At 32.1% G+C, this 17956-nt stretch carries 14 protein-coding genes; 11 read left to right on the forward strand and 3 right to left on the reverse strand.

Features of this window, described 5'->3' with window-relative positions:
- Positions 1–214 precede the first annotated feature (214 nt).
- Genes TH606_RS05325 through TH606_RS05335 form a run of 3 tightly spaced genes read right to left on the reverse strand, consistent with a single transcriptional unit; the run spans position 215 to position 3530 of the window.
- Entirely contained in the window at positions 215–1300 is a 1086-nt protein-coding gene (locus TH606_RS05325) for an NHL repeat-containing protein (RefSeq protein ID WP_068541894.1), read from the reverse strand.
- A gap of 6 nt (positions 1301–1306) precedes the next feature.
- Positions 1307–2392 carry a cytochrome c3 family protein gene (locus TH606_RS05330; RefSeq protein WP_068541895.1) on the reverse strand — a complete coding sequence of 362 codons (1086 nt, stop codon included), beginning with the start codon at positions 2390–2392 and terminating at the stop codon, positions 1307–1309.
- Positions 2393–2444: 52 nt separating this feature from the next.
- Positions 2445–3530 (reverse strand): cytochrome c3 family protein, encoded by a 1086-nt coding sequence (locus TH606_RS05335; RefSeq protein WP_157627867.1) that lies wholly within the window; start codon positions 3528–3530, stop codon positions 2445–2447.
- A 415-nt stretch (positions 3531–3945) separates the two neighbouring features.
- Between TH606_RS05335 and TH606_RS05340 the strand changes: the two genes are divergently transcribed.
- From TH606_RS05340 to TH606_RS05390, 11 genes are all read left to right on the forward strand, one after another.
- Positions 3946–5868, forward strand: a complete 1923-nt coding sequence (locus tag TH606_RS05340; RefSeq protein WP_157627868.1) for a hypothetical protein — start codon at positions 3946–3948, stop codon at positions 5866–5868.
- Between the two features lie 9 nt (positions 5869–5877).
- Positions 5878–6447, forward strand: coding sequence for a GNA1162 family protein (locus TH606_RS05345; protein WP_068541898.1), 570 nt, complete (start codon positions 5878–5880; stop codon positions 6445–6447).
- Between the two features lie 91 nt (positions 6448–6538).
- Complete coding sequence (locus TH606_RS05350) at positions 6539–8044, forward strand: hypothetical protein (RefSeq protein WP_068541899.1); 1506 nt, start codon at positions 6539–6541, stop codon at positions 8042–8044.
- Positions 8026–8595, forward strand: a complete 570-nt coding sequence (locus TH606_RS05355; RefSeq protein ID WP_068541900.1) for a hypothetical protein — start codon at positions 8026–8028, stop codon at positions 8593–8595. The genes TH606_RS05350 and TH606_RS05355 overlap by 19 nt, the downstream gene beginning before the upstream one ends.
- Positions 8565–10235, forward strand: a complete 1671-nt coding sequence (locus TH606_RS05360; RefSeq protein ID WP_068541901.1) for a peptidylprolyl isomerase — start codon at positions 8565–8567, stop codon at positions 10233–10235. Before TH606_RS05355 ends, TH606_RS05360 begins: the two co-directional genes overlap by 31 nt.
- On the forward strand, positions 10216–12156 hold the full coding sequence (locus TH606_RS05365) for a cytochrome c3 family protein (protein WP_068541902.1): 1941 nt from the start codon (positions 10216–10218) through the stop codon (positions 12154–12156). The genes TH606_RS05360 and TH606_RS05365 overlap by 20 nt, the downstream gene beginning before the upstream one ends.
- On the forward strand, positions 12153–13337 hold the full coding sequence (locus TH606_RS05370; protein WP_068541903.1) for a cytochrome c3 family protein: 1185 nt from the start codon (positions 12153–12155) through the stop codon (positions 13335–13337). The genes TH606_RS05365 and TH606_RS05370 overlap by 4 nt, the downstream gene beginning before the upstream one ends.
- Complete coding sequence (locus tag TH606_RS05375) at positions 13310–14206, forward strand: NHL repeat-containing protein (RefSeq protein ID WP_157627869.1); 897 nt, start codon at positions 13310–13312, stop codon at positions 14204–14206. Before TH606_RS05370 ends, TH606_RS05375 begins: the two co-directional genes overlap by 28 nt.
- Positions 14207–15295 (forward strand): cytochrome c3 family protein, encoded by a 1089-nt coding sequence (locus TH606_RS11495; protein WP_068541905.1) that lies wholly within the window; start codon positions 14207–14209, stop codon positions 15293–15295.
- Positions 15234–16622 (forward strand): cytochrome c3 family protein, encoded by a 1389-nt coding sequence (locus TH606_RS05385; RefSeq protein ID WP_197460513.1) that lies wholly within the window; start codon positions 15234–15236, stop codon positions 16620–16622. The genes TH606_RS11495 and TH606_RS05385 overlap by 62 nt, the downstream gene beginning before the upstream one ends.
- Positions 16613–17944 carry a YncE family protein gene (locus TH606_RS05390; protein WP_068541907.1) on the forward strand — a complete coding sequence of 444 codons (1332 nt, stop codon included), beginning with the start codon at positions 16613–16615 and terminating at the stop codon, positions 17942–17944. The genes TH606_RS05385 and TH606_RS05390 overlap by 10 nt, the downstream gene beginning before the upstream one ends.
- The last annotated feature ends 12 nt before the right edge of the window (positions 17945–17956 follow it).

A 17956-nucleotide genomic window follows, 5' to 3' on the forward strand; every position in this document is an offset into this window, starting at 1 on the left:
TTTTTATATTCGGCAAATCCGGGGCGGTTCACTATTCGCTATCTAGTTAAATCCGAACTCACTGAAAAGAAGGTTTATCTTATAGTCCCTCGGCTCCCGCAAAAGCTCCAGGTAGAGTAACAAATACAGACAGAATTCAATGGAGTCTTTACAAATTTTGATATTATTTTTATAAGGCAGACGCAAAAAAGGATTTTTAGAGGTTCCCTAAATATTATCTATTTTCAGGCAAGATAAAAGAAGGGACTGGGCTTAAAGGAATGGAGGTCTTAGGGCCTCCTATTTCTAATACCTGAACCCGATGGTTAAAAAGATCTGTTATATATATGCGTCCGAAACTGTCTATCATTATATCTGAAGGGTAATTAAACCACCCAGGATTCCAACCTCGGCCCCCAAACTCAAACTTTAGTTTTCCTGTATCGTAGTCATAAACTAATCCTGTATGTCTCATGTAATCTACTACATATATTAATTTTTTTCGGGGATCGGCACATATCCCGCGAGGACGACTTAACTTTCCAGCACCACCTCCTTTTTGCCCTCCTTTAAAAAGGAATTTTTCGTTATGGTCATACACATAGAAACGCCCCATTTCTTCGCTAAGGAGATAGATCCTTCCCTTACTGTCTATAAAAACATCTGTAATAATGGCTTTTTGTTCAGGTGTTTCGGGGGCAAATCTGTCTTTAGGAGATATAGTTTTGATATAGTTCCCTTCCCTATCAAGAACTATTACCCCTTTATAACCTATTCCGGTGACATATATTTTTCCGTTTTGCCCTATAGCTATTGAACGAGGGAAAAAGTTTTCTGCTCCTTCAAAGTCCTTTAGAAAAATGTCTTTTATCTTGATAGCCGCTGCATTAAATATAGAAATATGAGGACGAGCCTCGTAAGAACTGCTTCCTTGGCATAGATAAATGTTTCCTTGCTCATCAATAGCTAATCCCGCTGGAGTATATATACCCCTACCTTTACCCATGGAAAAAATAGGGAAAAGATCCGGACTATAAACAATAATTCGTCCTTTGGCTGTATCAACCACATATAATTCGTCTCTTTGGGCATCGTAGGCTAAATATGATGGAAAAGATAGCCTTTTACCTTGATCGTCTTTTTCAATAATAGCAATGACTTTGGGTTCTACCCTTTGAGCCTGTCCTTCAAGGACTTTTTTTAAGGCCTCTTCACTTGGTTGCTCAGTAACTTGTTGAGCAAAAGAAGTAGAAAGCCAAAAGAAAAGGCCCAGCAAAGCTATACCTAATACTTTGCTGAGCCTTAAATAACCCGTCAACATGATTCTTTACTGAAAGATACCTTTGTTAGTATGACAGACAAAGCAACCGCAATTTGTAGAATCTCCAACGGTGCACTGGGAGTAATCCCATCTTAAGATGTCATCATAAGGCGTGCCGTGAGGTCTGTGACAGGACAAACACATAACCATGTCCTGCCCTGGGGTGACCGTAGCACTTGGTCCTCCCAAAGCTGTGAGGTCAGGCCGTGCTACTGGAGCAAGGGGATTGTAAACGGTATAATTGGCGTATTCACCAGAGCTAGGGATTACCGCATCAGAAGGATGCCTTAACCAGGGGGATCCACCGCCTGCATTATCATTTTCTATATGGAAATTCCCGTGACATCCTGTACAGTAGGCGGTCATAGTATTGGCTTGAATAGACATAAAACCACCTGTTCCTGATAAATTGCCAGGTTTCCCAAAATATTCATTATGGTCAGAAGCACTAACGGTGGCTTCCCAGTCATTATCTTCAATCCCTTCTACCCCGTATCCTGTAGTATGGGCTGCCGCCAGATACCTATACCATCCTCCACTTTCGCCTACCACGTTGTTATAATTCCCATTGGGGTGGTCATCAGCGTGATGTTTTGGATATACGTGACAACCCGTGCATCCATATTTACCCTCAATAATAGACGGTTGACTGAGTTTTATATGGCAGCTATTAGTACAACTTATGGCACTTCCAGGGGCTTCAGTTAAAAAATCATCGTCTTCGTTGAGAAAGACGTTATGTCCTTTGGGGTCTCCTACCTGACCATCGGTGTTGCCAAGGCCTTCTTTTACCCACCAGAAATTGCCACCAGCAAGATAATTGGTGGGAGCATTCCCTCCAGTATAAAGCACTACTGGCACAACACTATTACCCAACATATAAGTTGTAGAAGATTCACTTGAGGAGTGGCAGCCAACGCAGTCATATTTAGTAAGGGCCATATGAGGGCCATTCCCGCTAACTACTTGGCCGTTTTGAGAATTGTGCATGGTATGACAATTTGAACACATTCCAGAGACGCGGGCTTTTCCAGAAGAAGCTAAAACTAAAACCACTGAGAAGCTTATGAGAAACAGAAAAAGTCTTTTCATACCCCCCTCCTAAAAAAATAGAAAGGGGGATATCCCCCTTTCTATTTTTAGCTTAGTACTTATTAGTATGACAGGCGAAGCAGCCACACTGGTTACCAACTCCACTTGAAGCGTTACAGTTGTTGTAATCCCACCTTAAAAGATCAGCATAAGGAGAACCATGAGCCCGGTGGCAGGAAATACAAAGGACTATATCATCATTTCCAGAAAACTGAACAGTAGAAAGAACTCCACCGGTAAGATCACTACCTAAAGGAGCTCCTGGCCAGTAATCTCCTGCATTTCCAAAAGGCCCAGGATAGGCTGTATAACCGGCACCAGCCGCAGAGCTTAGAGCAAAATCAGTAGGATGCCTCAACCAGGGGGAGCCAGATCCAGTGTAGCTTATCTCATTTCCACTATGGAATTGTCCGTGACATTCGGCACAAAGATAATTAATGGTGGCACTATCAGTGGGGGTGTTAAAAGCGGAGCGATTGACAGCATAGTACTGGTTGTGGGCTGTATTAGTAGGCTGATATTCCCAGTCGCTGTCTTCTATTCCTTTGATACCATAAAGGAACCTGAAGCTTGTTCCTACAGTAGTGCCATCAATAGTGCTATCGTCAGCATGGTGTGCTCCACGAATAGCCGCGAAATCGTCTTCCTGGTCATGTTTACCGTGACAGCCATAAGTGCCGGCACATGTTAACTGTTTGCTCCAGGTTGCTTCGTTGTTGGCCAGAGCACCGTTCGCGTTAAAGCTGGTGTCCCAGCCAGGAGGGGTCATGCCAATAGCACCATCTTCTCCAGCTATACCAACAACGTTATGTCCTGTAGCATCACTACCGTTTTTAACCCAGTAGAAATTACCACCAGCTAAAGTGTTACCTTCTATTCCAAAATTACCATAGTTAGGAGTCGTTTCGCTTAAAACATAAGGAATATTATTTGAACCTGTATTAGTACCCGTATGGCATCCTACACAATCTCCTATAGTGAGGGCACGATAAGGACCATTTGCCACTACACTTGCCCCATTTTGGGAGTTGTGCATAGTATGGCAGTCAGCACACTGCCCTTGTACTTTCGCCCATGTAAACTTGGGTAAAAAACTTATCAATGCCAAGCATACCAGAAATAAAATTAAGCGTTTCATAACCCTCCCTCCTTAAAATAAATTTTTTTTGGGTTATTAACATCTTTTATAAATTATTTTTAATAACCACCTCCTTACACCTATTTTTTCCTCTAATTTTAATAATAGAACATCTTTTGTCCTAAAACTAATAAAAAATTTTTTAGGACTACGAGATATTTAATAAAATAAACTTAATTTAGTTCAAAAAAATAAAAACTATTTAAAAGTTTTCCTGAAGTTTTTAACATAAAAGAACTCTTTATTAAAAAGAGCAAATTAAATATTTCAATTTTTAAGAATAAAATATTCTAGAATCTTCAAATTTTAAATGTTTTCACTTTTTTTCTTAATAAAACGTTTTTTTTCACAACTTGAGTTTTGAAAGAACAAAAGCTAATATCCCTCGCAAATGCTTAAATTTTTTTTAGGTTTTTTGTCTATTATTATTATTAATATTCCATGGTCGGTTTGGGCCCTCAGTTTTATGGGGGACTGGCGTTATCTTGAAAACGAAGACGAACCTAAAATTTTTTCGCAAATTTACTCTTTAACTTTTTCTTCGCAGGTTACCAATAATATCAGTTTGGGTACGACTTTTAGATATAACCGAACTTCTCAAGGGGATAGCTACCGAGAAACACTTACGCCGGTTTTTTCTTTATTTTTACGTAATGATTTTTTTAATTTTAATCTTAGTGCTACAGCTACAGAGCAACACGGTACAGATAGTAGAGATTTATCCAGTCGTTCCTGGAATGCGGACTTTAGTTCTTCATATATAAAAGATATAAATTCTAGAATTTATTTTGGTAGTTCTAAACAAGAAGATAAAATGACTCCACATTTAATTAATCAAAAAAGTGATTATTGGGGATTAAATTTAAGTAAAGATTTTAAAAATTTAGATATATATTATGATTATAGAAGTAGCCAAGGGGAAGACTATGTTTTAAAATCTGTTACTAATAATTATTCACATCTTGTAAGGCTTAATTATACTGGTGTATTTAATAATCTTTCCTATTCTTTTGGTCAGCAATTTAATTATACTAAGACTAAATGGCAGGGAGAACTAATTGCTGGAAAAGCTAATTTCCCTATAAATATTTCGGTGGAGTGGTATATAGATGATAACCCAAGTTCTTGGGATGGTAAAAATCTTGAAGATTTTAACGATAGTAATGACGATGATTACGTGATAATTGATTTAGGAACAGAAGAAATAGGATTGATGGAGTTCTACTATGATACTATAAATTGGACTGCTATACCAAGTGATATCAAATGGGATATTTATTATAGTAACGATAAAATTACTTGGGACTCACTCGTTACGGATGTTTCCTTGCCCTTTGATTTTTCTACTTTAGGTACTCTAAACTTTTCTAAAGCTCGCTATTTAAAGCTTGTTCCCAAAACATTTTCTGATTTAGAATTTAAATCTCCCCAGTTTCTGGCTTATAAATATGTTCTTTCTTCTCAATATACTAGTAGTTTGAAGACATACCGTACTTCTCTGGCCCTTTCATACAATTTTTTGGAAAATATTACTTCGTCTTATTCTTTTTCCTTAAATTTAGCTGAACCAACTCCTGGTCCAGACTCTAAAGATTATATCCATAGTATTTCTGTTTCTTGGATACCTAATAAATTTTTTCAACCTACGGCTTCGGCTTCCAAGACTAAAAATATAAAAGATAATCAGCCAGACTTAACAATTGATAATATATCTTTTTCTGTTTTTTCTGATATCTTGCCCACCTTGAATATATCTTTTGGTTATACCTATACTAATGTTAAAGAAGATGATATAAAAAAAGTTACTAATGATAACTTTAATGTTAGCACCTTTGCCAAAATTTATCCAGACTTAGATTTTAGGTGGGATATTTCTATTGGAAGATCTAAAAACTTTGAAAATAATTTAACTTCCAAAACCCTATCTTCTCGTATTAATACCATAGCTAGATTGAAACCAGCTATTACTACAACAATTACGTATCAGTATGATTATAATGATAATGATATATCTTCAACAACTACTCATAATTTTAGTTTTGATTTTAGCTGGACCATCTCTGAGTATTGTTCTTTTCATGGTTCTGAAAGTATTAAAATTATAGAGAGGGAAACTTCAATAAATTCTTTTTATTCTTTATGGTTTTTATTGACTTCTAAAACTCAAATTAATTTTCAATATTCTTCTAGTAGAAATGGCACTACTTCAGACCAGTTTTCTAGTTTTCTTTCCTGGAAGATTAGTAAATATTTGTCTTTTAAGGCTAACTATAATTGGTTAAAGACAGATGATGATACGTCTTGGTCATGGATGTTCAATTTAACGGCTAAATTTTAGGAGGTAATCATGAAATATTTTAAAGTTGTTTTATTTTTATTTTTATTCTTTTTTATATCTTCTTGTTTTTCTTCTTATGTTCAAAAATCTTTTGTGAGATCAGGTGTTGATATAGGATATATTAAAAAAGTAGCAGTTTTGACTTTTCAAAATAATAGTCAAGATAAATATGCTGCAGAAAGATTAAGGAACATAGTAATTACAGAGATTCTTTCAAAAGGTGTTTTTGATGTGGTAGATAAGTCATTAGTTGATACCATTTTATTAGAAGAAGGTATAACAGAGCAGGCCGTATATAATAAAACCACTTTACGGAGAATAGCAAAAAAATTGGGAGTGCAAGCTTTAATAACCGGTTCTGTAGACACTTATGAAATAGTCCGTGAAGGAACTTATAGCTATCCTGTCGTAGCTGTTACTTTAACCCTCATTGATGGTTCTACCGGAGAAATTGTATGGCGTGCTAGCGGTTCTCTTAGTGGCTATAGCACTATTGGCCGAATATTTGGCCTCAAACCAAAAGATTTGACCCAGTTGAGCTTTGATTTGATTCAAGAACTTTTAAAACAATTAACTTAAATTTTTTAGATGTTTTTTATTGATTTCAATAATTTTTTTTGTATTTATATTTTCATGAAAATATAGTTATAATTTTAATATAGTGAATATTATGATTTATTTTATAATTAAAATGAAATGTTTTTTCTTATTTGTATTCATATTTCTATCGTTTTTAGGCGTTAGTAATGCCAATTCTAAAATAGTAGTATTGCCATTTGAAGATCTTTCTGAAGATATAAATGGTATAAACTTCGAAATTCCAACTCTAATAGCAGAATCTCTTAAAGAGAATAATATAGTAACCATTTCTCCTAAAGAAGTACTACCTTTTTTGGCAAAAAACCGAATTAGATGGGTTGGTTGGCTTGATAGAATTACCGCAATTAAGCTGGCTAAAAAATATCAAGCCAGTTTAATAATGGTTGGTACTATTACTGAAATAAATAAAAATGGTTCAACTTCATCTCTAGGAATCACGGTGCAACTAATTAGACCTAAAGATTATAGTATTGTATGGTCAAAAACTATAATATCTTCTTCTGAAGAAGAGATTAGTTTTTTAGATCTTAAGACTATGGATTATTATGCTGTTAAGCAAGAAGTTATCCGTACTTTAATTAGTAGTTTACCGGTAAATGTTAAAAGATCTATTTATGAGCCTCCTGAAGTTCAAATTTCAGAGGTTTTCGTATCTCCTCGTAAAATAAAAGGAAATGAAATAATTACTTGCGCTGTTCGTCTGGATTTATCTGGTCCTCTCCCTCAAAAAGTATATTTTTTGTGGAAAAATAAAAAAATAGAAGCTCAAAAAAAAGACAGTCTTTATATAGCTCGTTGGAACGCCCCCGAAAAAGAAGGTAGATACTTTATCAATTTGGAACTTTATTGGCCTAATTTAGGTTTAAAAAAGAAGATGTTTTTGTCTGATTTCCGGGTTGATAATACCCCTCCAGATATAGGACTTAAAATATTAAAAGGAAAAAATATAAATGGAAAGTTAGTTTTTAATAAATATATCTATTGTATTGCTAGCCTAAAACGTCCAGAACCAATTGCTAGATGGCTATTTGAGGTAGTTGATAAAAAATCACAAAAAGTTCTTTTTAAAGAAGATAGGCCTGGTCCACTACCTAAAAAATTTGTTTGGAAAGGAAAAGATAATCAAGGATATTTGTTACCAAGTGGCCCATATATTATTCGTCTTAAAGTTTGGGATTTAGCTGGCAATATAGGTCAAGTACAAAAGGAAGTTTTATTTGTACGTAATGCTCCACAAATTAATTTATTAGCAGAAAAAAGAAACAATAATAAAATTGATATTAAACTAAGTTTATCGAACCATTTATTGCCTATAGACTATATTAAATTGGAAATATGGGATGAGGAAGGAAACTTATTAAAAGAAGTAAGCATTACTGGTAAAGAAATAGAAATAAATAAAAATATTTTTTTGCAGATGAAAAAGAATAAAAAAGTATATTATTCATTAGAAGTCAGAGATATTGTGGGGAATAAAAGAACTATAAAAAATTTTCCATTATCTACTATTTTAATTCAAGCTAAAAAAGAGAATAAAAAGAAAGAGAAAAAAAGTATATGGATAGAAGACTTTTAATTTTGATCATAGTAATATTATTTTTTATAATTTCATGTTCAAAAAGTGTTCCTGAAGTTAAAACAGTAAAAAATTTTTCTTTAGATACATGTAGAGTTATTGTTTTGCCATTTGAAAATCAAACAAAAGACCCTACTATTCATAAAATTTTTTATAGAATATTACTTGATTCTTTAAATGAAGAAGGTTTCTTTCTTGTTCCCGAAGGCCAAATTCGTAGATTTCTTATTATGGAACGGTATTTAGTTGGTGAAAATATTCCTTTAACTTCAATTCAGCTTTTAGCCAAGAGAACCAAAACAAAGATTTTTATTGATGGTGCTATTTTATCATATGAAAAAAAAGAAAAAAATTTAAAATTAGCTTTTATAATAAATGTTAAAGATGCTTATACTGGTAAAATATTGTGTTCTACTTATCATGTCAGAACTTCTGAAGATTATAGAAAGATTTTGCATTTTGGTAAAATTTATTCTCCTTCAACTTTAATAAAAAGAATGATTAAAGAGGTGTTAATGGAATGGGAACAAAAAGGAATTTTCAGTTGCTGATTTTTAAAAATAGTTTTTTTATTTTTTATTTATTTTTTTTAATTATTATTTTTCCAAATTCTGCTTATTCTTTCTGGGGAGATAATTATCTTTTTAAAATAGATAATAAGAAATATACACGAGATGATTTTCTTGATTGGTGGAAATATTGGAAAGAACCAGGGATGAAGTTTCCTGGAACTCCAAATCCTTTTATAAACTGGATTTTAATAGCAAATGAAGCAAAAAGAATGGAGTTAGATAAAGATCCTCTCTATAAGCATAAAATTAGAGTTTTTTTAGAAGTTAGGGGGCTCTTACTTTTAAAAAATGAAGAGGTTGATAAGAAAATAGATCTTTCTCAAAAACGTCTCTGGAAAGAGTATGAATCTAATTATATCCCACGTTTAAAAATAAAAGCATTAATAACACAAGATTATCAACAGGCTAATAAGTGGAAAAAATCTATAAAGACTAAAGAAGCATTTTTAGCACTTTATGAAAAATTGAAAAATGAAGGAAAAGCTCGAGATTTTGGTTGGGAAAGACCTATTACTATTCCTGAAAAGATAAGAAAAAAGGTTTTAAGAGCAAATAAATCTGAAATAGTGGGTCCTCTAGAATATAAAAATACTTATTTTTTATTGTTTATAGAAGATAAATTAGGACCAGATCCTGCTGATTTTAATCTTGTAAAGAGAGAAATTGCTGAAAAGATTCGCAAAAAAGATGAGGCTTATTATACAGAAAAACTTATTGAAAATCTTAAAAAGAAATATAATGTTAATGTAAACTGGGATACTATAAAATTAATATCTTTAGATAGTCTTCCCGAAAATTTGAAAGAAAAAATAGTTTTGACTATTGATGATAGAAAATTAAATGCTGATCAATTTTGGCATAAATTAAAAAAAGAAATTGATCTTAGATTTCATAAGAAAAAGTTATCTCCTGAAGAAATAGATAAAATGAAGCACTTTATTATTAACACTTATATTTCTCAAACATTAACTAGTCTAGAAGCTTTGAACAGACACTATGAAAAAAAGTCTCCCCTTAAAGATATTTATGAGTTTTATAGAAAACAATTATTAGTTGTTTTGTTTAAAGAAAAAATAATAAAGCCACAGATAAAAATTTCTGAAGAGGAATTGAAAGATTTTTATAATAAAAATAAAGATAAATTCACAAGACCTGATATGGTAGAAATTGCTGTTATAAAAACTAGAGATCCTAAGCTGATTAGAAGAATATATAAACGTATTAAGCAAGGAGATAATTTTTTTGAAGTTGGAAGAGAACTACAGTTTCATGGTTTACGTCCAGAAAGGTATTTTTTAAATCAACTTGTTCCCGAAATGAGAAAGGCTATTATTAAATTAAAATCGAATGAAGTATCGCCTATTATAGAGTTTAAAAGAGGAGATAATACTTGGTATTGTTTGGTATATTTAATAAAATTTTATCCTAAAAAAGTACATTCGTATGACATAGTTAAAGAGGATATAAAAAGAATTTTAGAACAACAAAAGTTTGACAAATTAGAACAAGAATATATTGATAAATTGAGAGCTCAAGTAAATATAAACATCAATGAAAAGGAGTGGTTGAAACTGAGGCGAGAGATGATGGAGGATCATAATGACAAACCATCCCAATAGATTACTGAAATATTTTATTCTTATTTTTTTGTTTTTTTTATTAATAACATCATGTGTTTCAAAGCCATCACCTCAAAAAACTAGAAAAAACTGTATTGATTGTCATCCAGATTTTCAAAAAACTGTTAAAAAAAATGGTCCTTTTTTACATAAACCTGTGGCTGAAAAAAATTGTAAAGGTTGTCATCGGCCACATGGAGTAATAGGTGGAGCTTTTTTGAAAGATAAACCTCCAAGATTGTGTTTTAATTGCCATAAAAAAAATGTTAAAGATTTTCAAAATAAATTTATTCATGCCCCCCTAAAGAAGGGAGATTGTTTTATTTGTCATGAATATCATTCGTCTCAGAATAAACTTTTATTAAAAGAACCTTCTTTTCAACTTTGTTTGTCATGTCATAAAGAAATCATTAAAGGAAAGTTTAAACATAAAGCGTTAGATAATAATCAAGGATGTTTATACTGTCATGTGCCTCACACTGCTAGTAATAAAACTTTATTAAAAGAGAATGCATCTAGTTTATGTTTGTCATGTCATAAGAATAAAGAAAAGTTAAAAAAGTTACACTTTGAGATTAACTTTAATGATAACTGTATTAGTTGTCATAATCCTCATGTAGGCAATGATAAACGATTATTGAAACCTTATGTTCATCCGTTAGTAATTCAAGGCGAGTGTTTTAAATGCCATATATATAAAGGAAATAATTTAGATATTAGAAAGGATTTAATCAATCAGTGTTTGGAATGTCATAAGATACAGTCTGGAAGAAGTATACATAAACCATATTTTGATAAAAAATGCTTTGAATGTCACGAGCCACATGCTAGTTATAATTTATTTTTACTTAAAAATACTCCAGGTAAAGTTTGTATCCAATGTCATAGTGACTTTTCCAAAATTAAACAATATAAAAGTATTCATGATCCTGTTAAGAAAGAGAATTGTTTAAGTTGTCATAAAGGTCATGTATCTAATTACAAATTTTTGCTAAAAAATGATGATAAAAAAATATGTTTTTCATGTCATGAAAAAATTAATGATAAAAGATTTAAACATCCACCTTCCCAGAAAGATAATTGCTTAAAATGTCATAGGCCTCATTGGTCAAAATTTGAAGGACTATTAACAAACGAGCAGAAAAAGTTATGTTTTTCTTGTCATAAAAAAACTTCTTTAGAAGAAGATCTTTTTAGCTTACATATGCCATTTCAGAAAGGTAATTGTGCTGATTGTCATAATCCTCATTCATCTAATTTTTCCAAATTATTAGTAAATAATACTCCTCAATTATGTTGGAATTGTCATGATAATTTTAGAAAAAATTATTCTAAATTAAAAAAACATAAACCTTATAAGGAAGGCAATTGTCTTTTGTGTCATAATGCACATTCTTCTGATTATGCTTATCAAATTAATGGTCCTCTTTCGAATATCTGTTTTGAATGTCATAATAATTTAGGAAGAAAAATTAAGTCAGAACCTTTTGTCCATCCTCCAGTTCAAAAAGATAATTGTTCTAAGTGTCATGATGTTCATGGGACCAATAATGTTTGGTTTTTAAAACAGTCTTTGAACAATTTATGTGTATCTTGTCATATTGATATTTCTAAATATTGGCAAGATGCTTTTTCTCATCCTCCAATTAAGAAAGAGAATAGTTGTGTTGAATGCCATTTTGTACATGCTTCTAAATATAATTACCTTTTAAATAAAGCTTCTGATAAAATATGTATTGTCTGCCATAAAATTGATGAAAAAATGATAAAAAATCATAATAATATTAGACCAAGTGAATCTAATTGTACAACGTGTCATAATCCTCATGGAGGAGAGAATAATAAAATGTTATGGTTAAATCAACATCCTCCTTTTGCTAAGGGTGATTGTACACCATGTCATGAGGGGAGGTCAAAGTGAGAGTTTTTTTGCTTATTTTTTTATTTTCTTTGTTTTATTATACTTCTCCAGTCATTTCTAAAGTAGATAATAAGACCTGTTTTCAATGTCATAAATCTAAAATATATCTAGATAAAAAATATATACACAAACCTATTCTTACTAAAAAAGGATGTCTTGAGTGTCATTTTCCTCATGCTTCTAAAAATGAGAAACTATTAAAAGAATCAAATATTAAATTATGTTTTTCTTGTCATAAAAAGCTAGAAAATGATTTTAAAAAGAGACTTTTTTTACATGAACCTTATAAAGAAAAAGCTTGTTTAAGATGTCATGTATCTCACTCTTCTAATTATAAATATTTACTTAAAGATGACGTATATGATCTTTGTTTTTCATGTCATAAAAACTTATTAGTAAATAGGAAAAAGTTCTTACATAAGCCCTATAAAGAGGGGAAATGTTTGTCTTGTCATAATCCTCATATTGGATATGATGTTAGACTTCTTAATGAAGTTAGTATTAATTCGTTATGTTTTTCTTGTCATAAGGAAGATAAAAAGTTTTTGAATGCTCATCTTGGAAGAGATGCTACTAATTGTTTAGAATGCCATGATCCACATATGAGTAATAACAAGTTTATATTGAAAGACTTTGAACATAAACCATTTGCTGAACAAAAATGTAATTTATGTCACAGCCAAAAAGATAAGTCAACTGCTTTATGTTTGAAGTGTCATCAAGATATTACTGATACTTTTTATTATTTTCATAATCATTCTTTAGGAGGATATCAAGAGAATTCTTGTTTGGTTTGTCATAGCCCTCATGTCGGTAATACAAAAATACTTTTAAAAAGTTCTCCTAAAATATTATGTATTTCCTGTCATAGTTTAGCATATAAGCAAAAAGAAAATTCCCTCTATGTTCATCCCAAAAGAGACAATTGTATTGAGTGTCATAGTGGACACGGTTCTAATAATCCATCTATGTTAAAAGGTGATGGAAATCAGGTTTGTTCTAGATGTCATAAAACACAAGGTAAGTTTTCGCATCCAATTGGAAATAAAGTTTTAGATCCTAGGAATGGCAAACCTATAACTTGTATTACTTGTCATGAGCCTATGGGGACTAACTTTAAATATGAATTGAAATTGAGCGGAGAGGCTACATTATGTGTAGAATGTCACAAAAATTATTAATAATATTAACAATTTTTCTTTCTTGCTTTGCTATTAAAATAGAAGATGTTTTTTCTTATAAATTTCATTATCAATTTTCAATTTTAAAAGACACATATGATAATTACTTAAGTCAGCCATTTTCTATTTTTGTTGATAACCAAATTGAAAGAATTTATGTATGTGATGCTGCTGAAAATCGTTTGATTTCATATGATTTTACTGGGACTCCATTAAAAGAATTTGACGCCGCAGGACAATTAAAAGGGCCCATCTTTATGATTAAAGATCCTTCTGGGTGTCTCTGGATCATAGAAAGATCTATTAACTCTTTAACTTTTGTAGATCTTAAAGCCAAAAAATTTCAAAGACGTTTTTTAAAATATAAAAACCATATTCTTTTACCGGCTAAACTTGCATATTGGAAGGATTATCTTTTTCTTTTAGATCAAATGAGTGGTTTAATATATGTAATCGATAAAAACTTAATAACTCCTAATAAAATTATTAAACCCAAAAAATTAAAAGATTTTAAGGGTTTTATCGATATAAAATTTAGAAAAAATAAATTATGGGCTCTGGAAAACGGAGGAAAACGGTTGATTGTCTTTGATTTAAATAAAAAAACTGAGCAAATATTTAATTTAAAGGGGGCGAACACTGTACTGCCAGTATCTTTTGATATCGATAATCACAATAATATATACCTTTTAGATAGAGATTTAAAAAAAATATTGGTTTTTTCTCCTGAAGGAATTTTTAGGAAATCTTTTTTGAAAGAAGGTTTTAGGATGGGACAGGTTCTTTATCCTTCTTATTTATTAATTTCAGGTTCAAGGCTTTATGTAGTTGATGAAGGGAACGGAAGGATAGATGTTTGGGGGTTTTAAGTGAAAGAAAATGTCACTCCAAAAATTACTATATATTTTATACTATTAACGAACTTAATTTTTATTTTATATCCAGTCATAAGTCTAGCTAAAATTAAAAAAGGTCTTCCTTGCTCGGCCTGTCATACTATGCATTACTCTCAACATGGCGGAATCTTAACTCATTGGGGAGGATCTGGTCCATATAAAGCTTTGGTAATTAATGATTGTCTTGGATGTCATACCGGTAACAACGATGGGACTAACTATATACCTTATGTGCTTTCAACCAGTCCTCCTGATTACTCTAATGCTGGAGTATCAGGAAATACATTAGCTGGTGGCAATTTTTATTGGGTATCTCAGGGACAAGAAGATAGAGGTCATAATGTAAAACCTTTTCCACCTGATTCTGTTTATGGATATACCCCTCCTGGAGGAAGTCCTTTGTCTTCTCAGCTTTCTTGCGCTGGGCTAAATGGATGCCACGGAGATAGAAGTAAACAAGGAGATTTTGAGGCTATATTGGGAGCTCATCATGCTAACGATGATGTTATTGATGGAAACACTGTAGGAACCAGTTATCGGTTTTTGTTAGGAATAAAAGGATATGAAGATCCAAAGTGGGAATATAAACCTAACGTTTTTTCTCATAATCAATATAAAGGTGCAGATCGAATTTCTGAAACAGAAGTTGATAAATCTACTATAAGTTATTTTTGTGCACAATGTCACGGAAATTTCCATAGCGGTTCAAGTCAGATAAGTGCTGATATTGGAGGCTGGGGATCCCCTTGGCTTAGACATCCAACAGATTATGACATGGGAAATACTCTAAGTGATTCCGAATATCGAAATTACCCCGGAGATTACCCTGGAGCTGGTGCGACGGGTAGTAACCCTTATTCTCTTATAGCTCCAGTAGGCAGTGAAGATGTATCTTCGCCGAAATCTAATATTTTGTTTCAGAAGGACGCAATTATTACTTGTATTTCGTGCCATAGAGCCCATGGCACACCTTATAAACATAATTTACGGTGGGATTATTATGGCTGGCCAGAAACTACATCAATCAATGGTTGTAATGCGTGCCATACGGCTAAAAATTAAGCCAATCTTATTGGTTTTGAGTTCAGTCCTTTGGGGGATTTCACTATGTTGGGCTGGAGATTATCTGGATTCTGCCCATGGAAATAATGTTTATGGAGTGAAGCAAATAAATCTTTCTAGTTATGCGAGGGGTAATTGTGGCCATTGTCACTGGCAGCATGCTTCTGTTGATGGAAATGTAGGTTCGCCTTTTCCTTTTGCTTTATTTGCACTAAATTTTAATATTTCTGCCTCTCAGGCACCTTATGAAGTTTCTGATAATATGTGTTTTTTATGTCATAGTAATTCTTCTGTTCAAGTTAATGGTATACAAAATTTTGATTATAGTAAAACTTTCGGAGGGACTTCAAACTCTAATATTTCATCAATTTTAGAGAGTTTTAATTTAAAAAATTTGTATCCTTCAGCTTCATATCATAATTTAAAGGATATATATGATTTTGCTATTAAAAAAGGATGGCCTTTTTTTAAAGAAAAATCTAATCCCTGTGTAGCTTGTCATAATCCTCATTTAGCTAAGCGTATTAAAAGTTATCCTTCAAGTCCCGCTTCTTATACCGCAGTATCTTTACCTATAGAAAAAGTTATTTCTACCAGGAAGGAATCACATTATACTCTTTGGGGAGACAATCTAGATGAACGTATGTCTAATTTTTATTCTGGACGTTATCAGGCTCCTTATTCTTATGGATCTACTAATACTTATGAACCTGGTGGAACTACTATATATGATGGATCTAATCTTCCAGATTATGCAACTTTTTGTATTTCTTGTCATAATCAATATGATGAAATTTATAGTACTGAGTTAGGTCGTAATCTTCGTAAGATTGATTGGGTTTCAGAAGGTGGTGATAATGTAGCAACGATACCTTATCCCGATAAACATGGTAGAAATTCAGCTACAAATAGTGTTCATTTAAAAGATCCATATGCTTCTTCTCCTTTGGGAATATCCATAGGTTTTGTTACTTCTTGTACTGATTGTCATGAGCCACATGGTTCTCCTAATCCCTATCTTCTTCGTACTGAAGTAAATGGAATTTTAATTACTCAATCTTTAGTAGGTAATATAGGTAATGAGCTTGGTTATTTTTGCCGGGCTTGCCATAAAGACGATGCAGCTTTTGGACGTACTAATGAAATAAACACATGGGAATATATCCACCATGATAGTCCAGATGCTCCTTATCCCAAGAATAGATGTAGTCACTGCCATGGACCAGGTGGTCCCAGGAAACCACCTATTCCTTGTTTAAATTGTCACAAGCACGGTTCTAAAGACGACTGGGCACCAATATATAAAACGGGGAGAGTATGTTTTTAAGAGTTATTTTAATATCATTATTTATATCATTGTTTATCGTAGCTCCTTGTCAATCATCCAGATTAAATGTTTTCTTGAATATAGTTAATCCTACATCTGATAAGATAATTTTAAAAATCAAAAACATTTCGGTAAGAATTGATAATAGAATTATTTCCTTGCAAGACTTTCCTCAAAAAATATCTTCTAGAGTTGATTTTGGGCAAGAATTTTTAGGATGGATTTCTTTTGAAAAAGGAGTAATTGATCAACTATCTATAGTTTTAGATAAAGTGTCTATTAATGGTAAATTATTTTCTATAGAAGAAAAGAAAATTAATTTGCCAGTAAACTATAAAATATTGTCAAAAACAAGTATATGTCTTTTTGTTTTATGGGATATAAAAGCTTCTTTGAAATCTGAAAAATTTTCTCCTGTTTTTTCCTTAAATATTCAAAGAACTCCTCAAAGAGGGGATAATCTTTACATTTCTTGCGATGATTCTTCTACTATTTTTGTTGTTCGTAGTGATGTAAACAGAGTAGTTGCTTCATTATATATTCCTTCTGAACCTAAATCTTTAGATATTGATAGATTTAATGATCAATTGATAGTTGTTTCTGATAAAATGCGTTTGCTAAGTATTGTTGATATTTCTGCTCTTCGTTTAGTTGATAGTTTTGTTTTGCCTATAGTTAATTTGCCTCAGTATCTATTTTTTATTCCTAGACAATCAGTAATTATTACAGATCCTGTTACAAGTAATGTTCTATTAGTAGATCTTTCTTCTGGAAATTTAGTAGTTTTTAAACGTTTAGGTTATTCTCCTTCTGATATTTTGTTTGATTACAACCTGAATAAGATTTTTATTTCTTCTCCCAGAGATCAAAGTGTCTATATTCTTTCCAAAAGTTTAGAGCTTCTACACAAAATAAAGGTTGGTCAAAGGCCACGAGGTATGGCTATCTTAGGTGAAAATTTTTACGTAGCTGATCCTGCCACAGGTATGGTAGATGTTTTTAGGGTGGGTTCCTGGGATCATTTAGGACGTATATATAGTGGAAGAGGAGCTGTTAAAGTTTTTTCATATATAGACCGATTATATGTTAGCAACGAAAAAGAAGGAACGATTTCGGTGATTTTCAAAAATCAAATGGTAGTTTCAAAAAAAATTAGAGTAGGGAAACAGCCTTTTACTATGACAGCTTCCTCTAAAAGAGGATGGTTATACGTGGCCCTTAGGGGAGAAAAGGCTATTGGAATAATAGATCTTAATTCCCTAAAATTAATTGGCAAGATTTCTCTTGGGGCTAAACCATTTGATCTAGTTTTATCCGAATAATATAGGGCTATA

It is taken from the genome of Thermodesulfatator autotrophicus, from assembly GCF_001642325.1.
GTDB lineage: Bacteria > Desulfobacterota > Thermodesulfobacteria > Thermodesulfobacteriales > Thermodesulfatatoraceae > Thermodesulfatator > Thermodesulfatator autotrophicus.

What these genes read in the sequence shown, in the direction of transcription:
- TH606_RS05330 (WP_068541895.1), bottom strand. Translation starts at nt 2,392, where the DNA reads ATGAAAAGACTTTTTCTGTTTCTCATAAGCTTCTCAGTGGTTTTAGTT.
- TH606_RS05360 (WP_068541901.1), top strand. Translation starts at nt 8,565, where the DNA reads ATGGGAACAAAAAGGAATTTTCAGTTGCTGATTTTTAAAAATAGTTTT.
- TH606_RS05375 (WP_157627869.1), top strand. Translation starts at nt 13,310, where the DNA reads ATGTGTAGAATGTCACAAAAATTATTAATAATATTAACAATTTTTCTT.
- TH606_RS05345 (WP_068541898.1), top strand. Translation starts at nt 5,878, where the DNA reads ATGAAATATTTTAAAGTTGTTTTATTTTTATTTTTATTCTTTTTTATA.
- TH606_RS05390 (WP_068541907.1), top strand. Translation starts at nt 16,613, where the DNA reads ATGTTTTTAAGAGTTATTTTAATATCATTATTTATATCATTGTTTATC.
- TH606_RS05350 (WP_068541899.1), top strand. Translation starts at nt 6,539, where the DNA reads ATGATTTATTTTATAATTAAAATGAAATGTTTTTTCTTATTTGTATTC.
- TH606_RS05355 (WP_068541900.1), top strand. Translation starts at nt 8,026, where the DNA reads ATGGATAGAAGACTTTTAATTTTGATCATAGTAATATTATTTTTTATA.
- TH606_RS05365 (WP_068541902.1), top strand. Translation starts at nt 10,216, where the DNA reads ATGACAAACCATCCCAATAGATTACTGAAATATTTTATTCTTATTTTT.
- TH606_RS05325 (WP_068541894.1), bottom strand. Translation starts at nt 1,300, where the DNA reads ATGTTGACGGGTTATTTAAGGCTCAGCAAAGTATTAGGTATAGCTTTG.
- TH606_RS05385 (WP_197460513.1), top strand. Translation starts at nt 15,234, where the DNA reads ATGGCTGGCCAGAAACTACATCAATCAATGGTTGTAATGCGTGCCATA.
- TH606_RS05335 (WP_157627867.1), bottom strand. Translation starts at nt 3,530, where the DNA reads ATGAAACGCTTAATTTTATTTCTGGTATGCTTGGCATTGATAAGTTTT.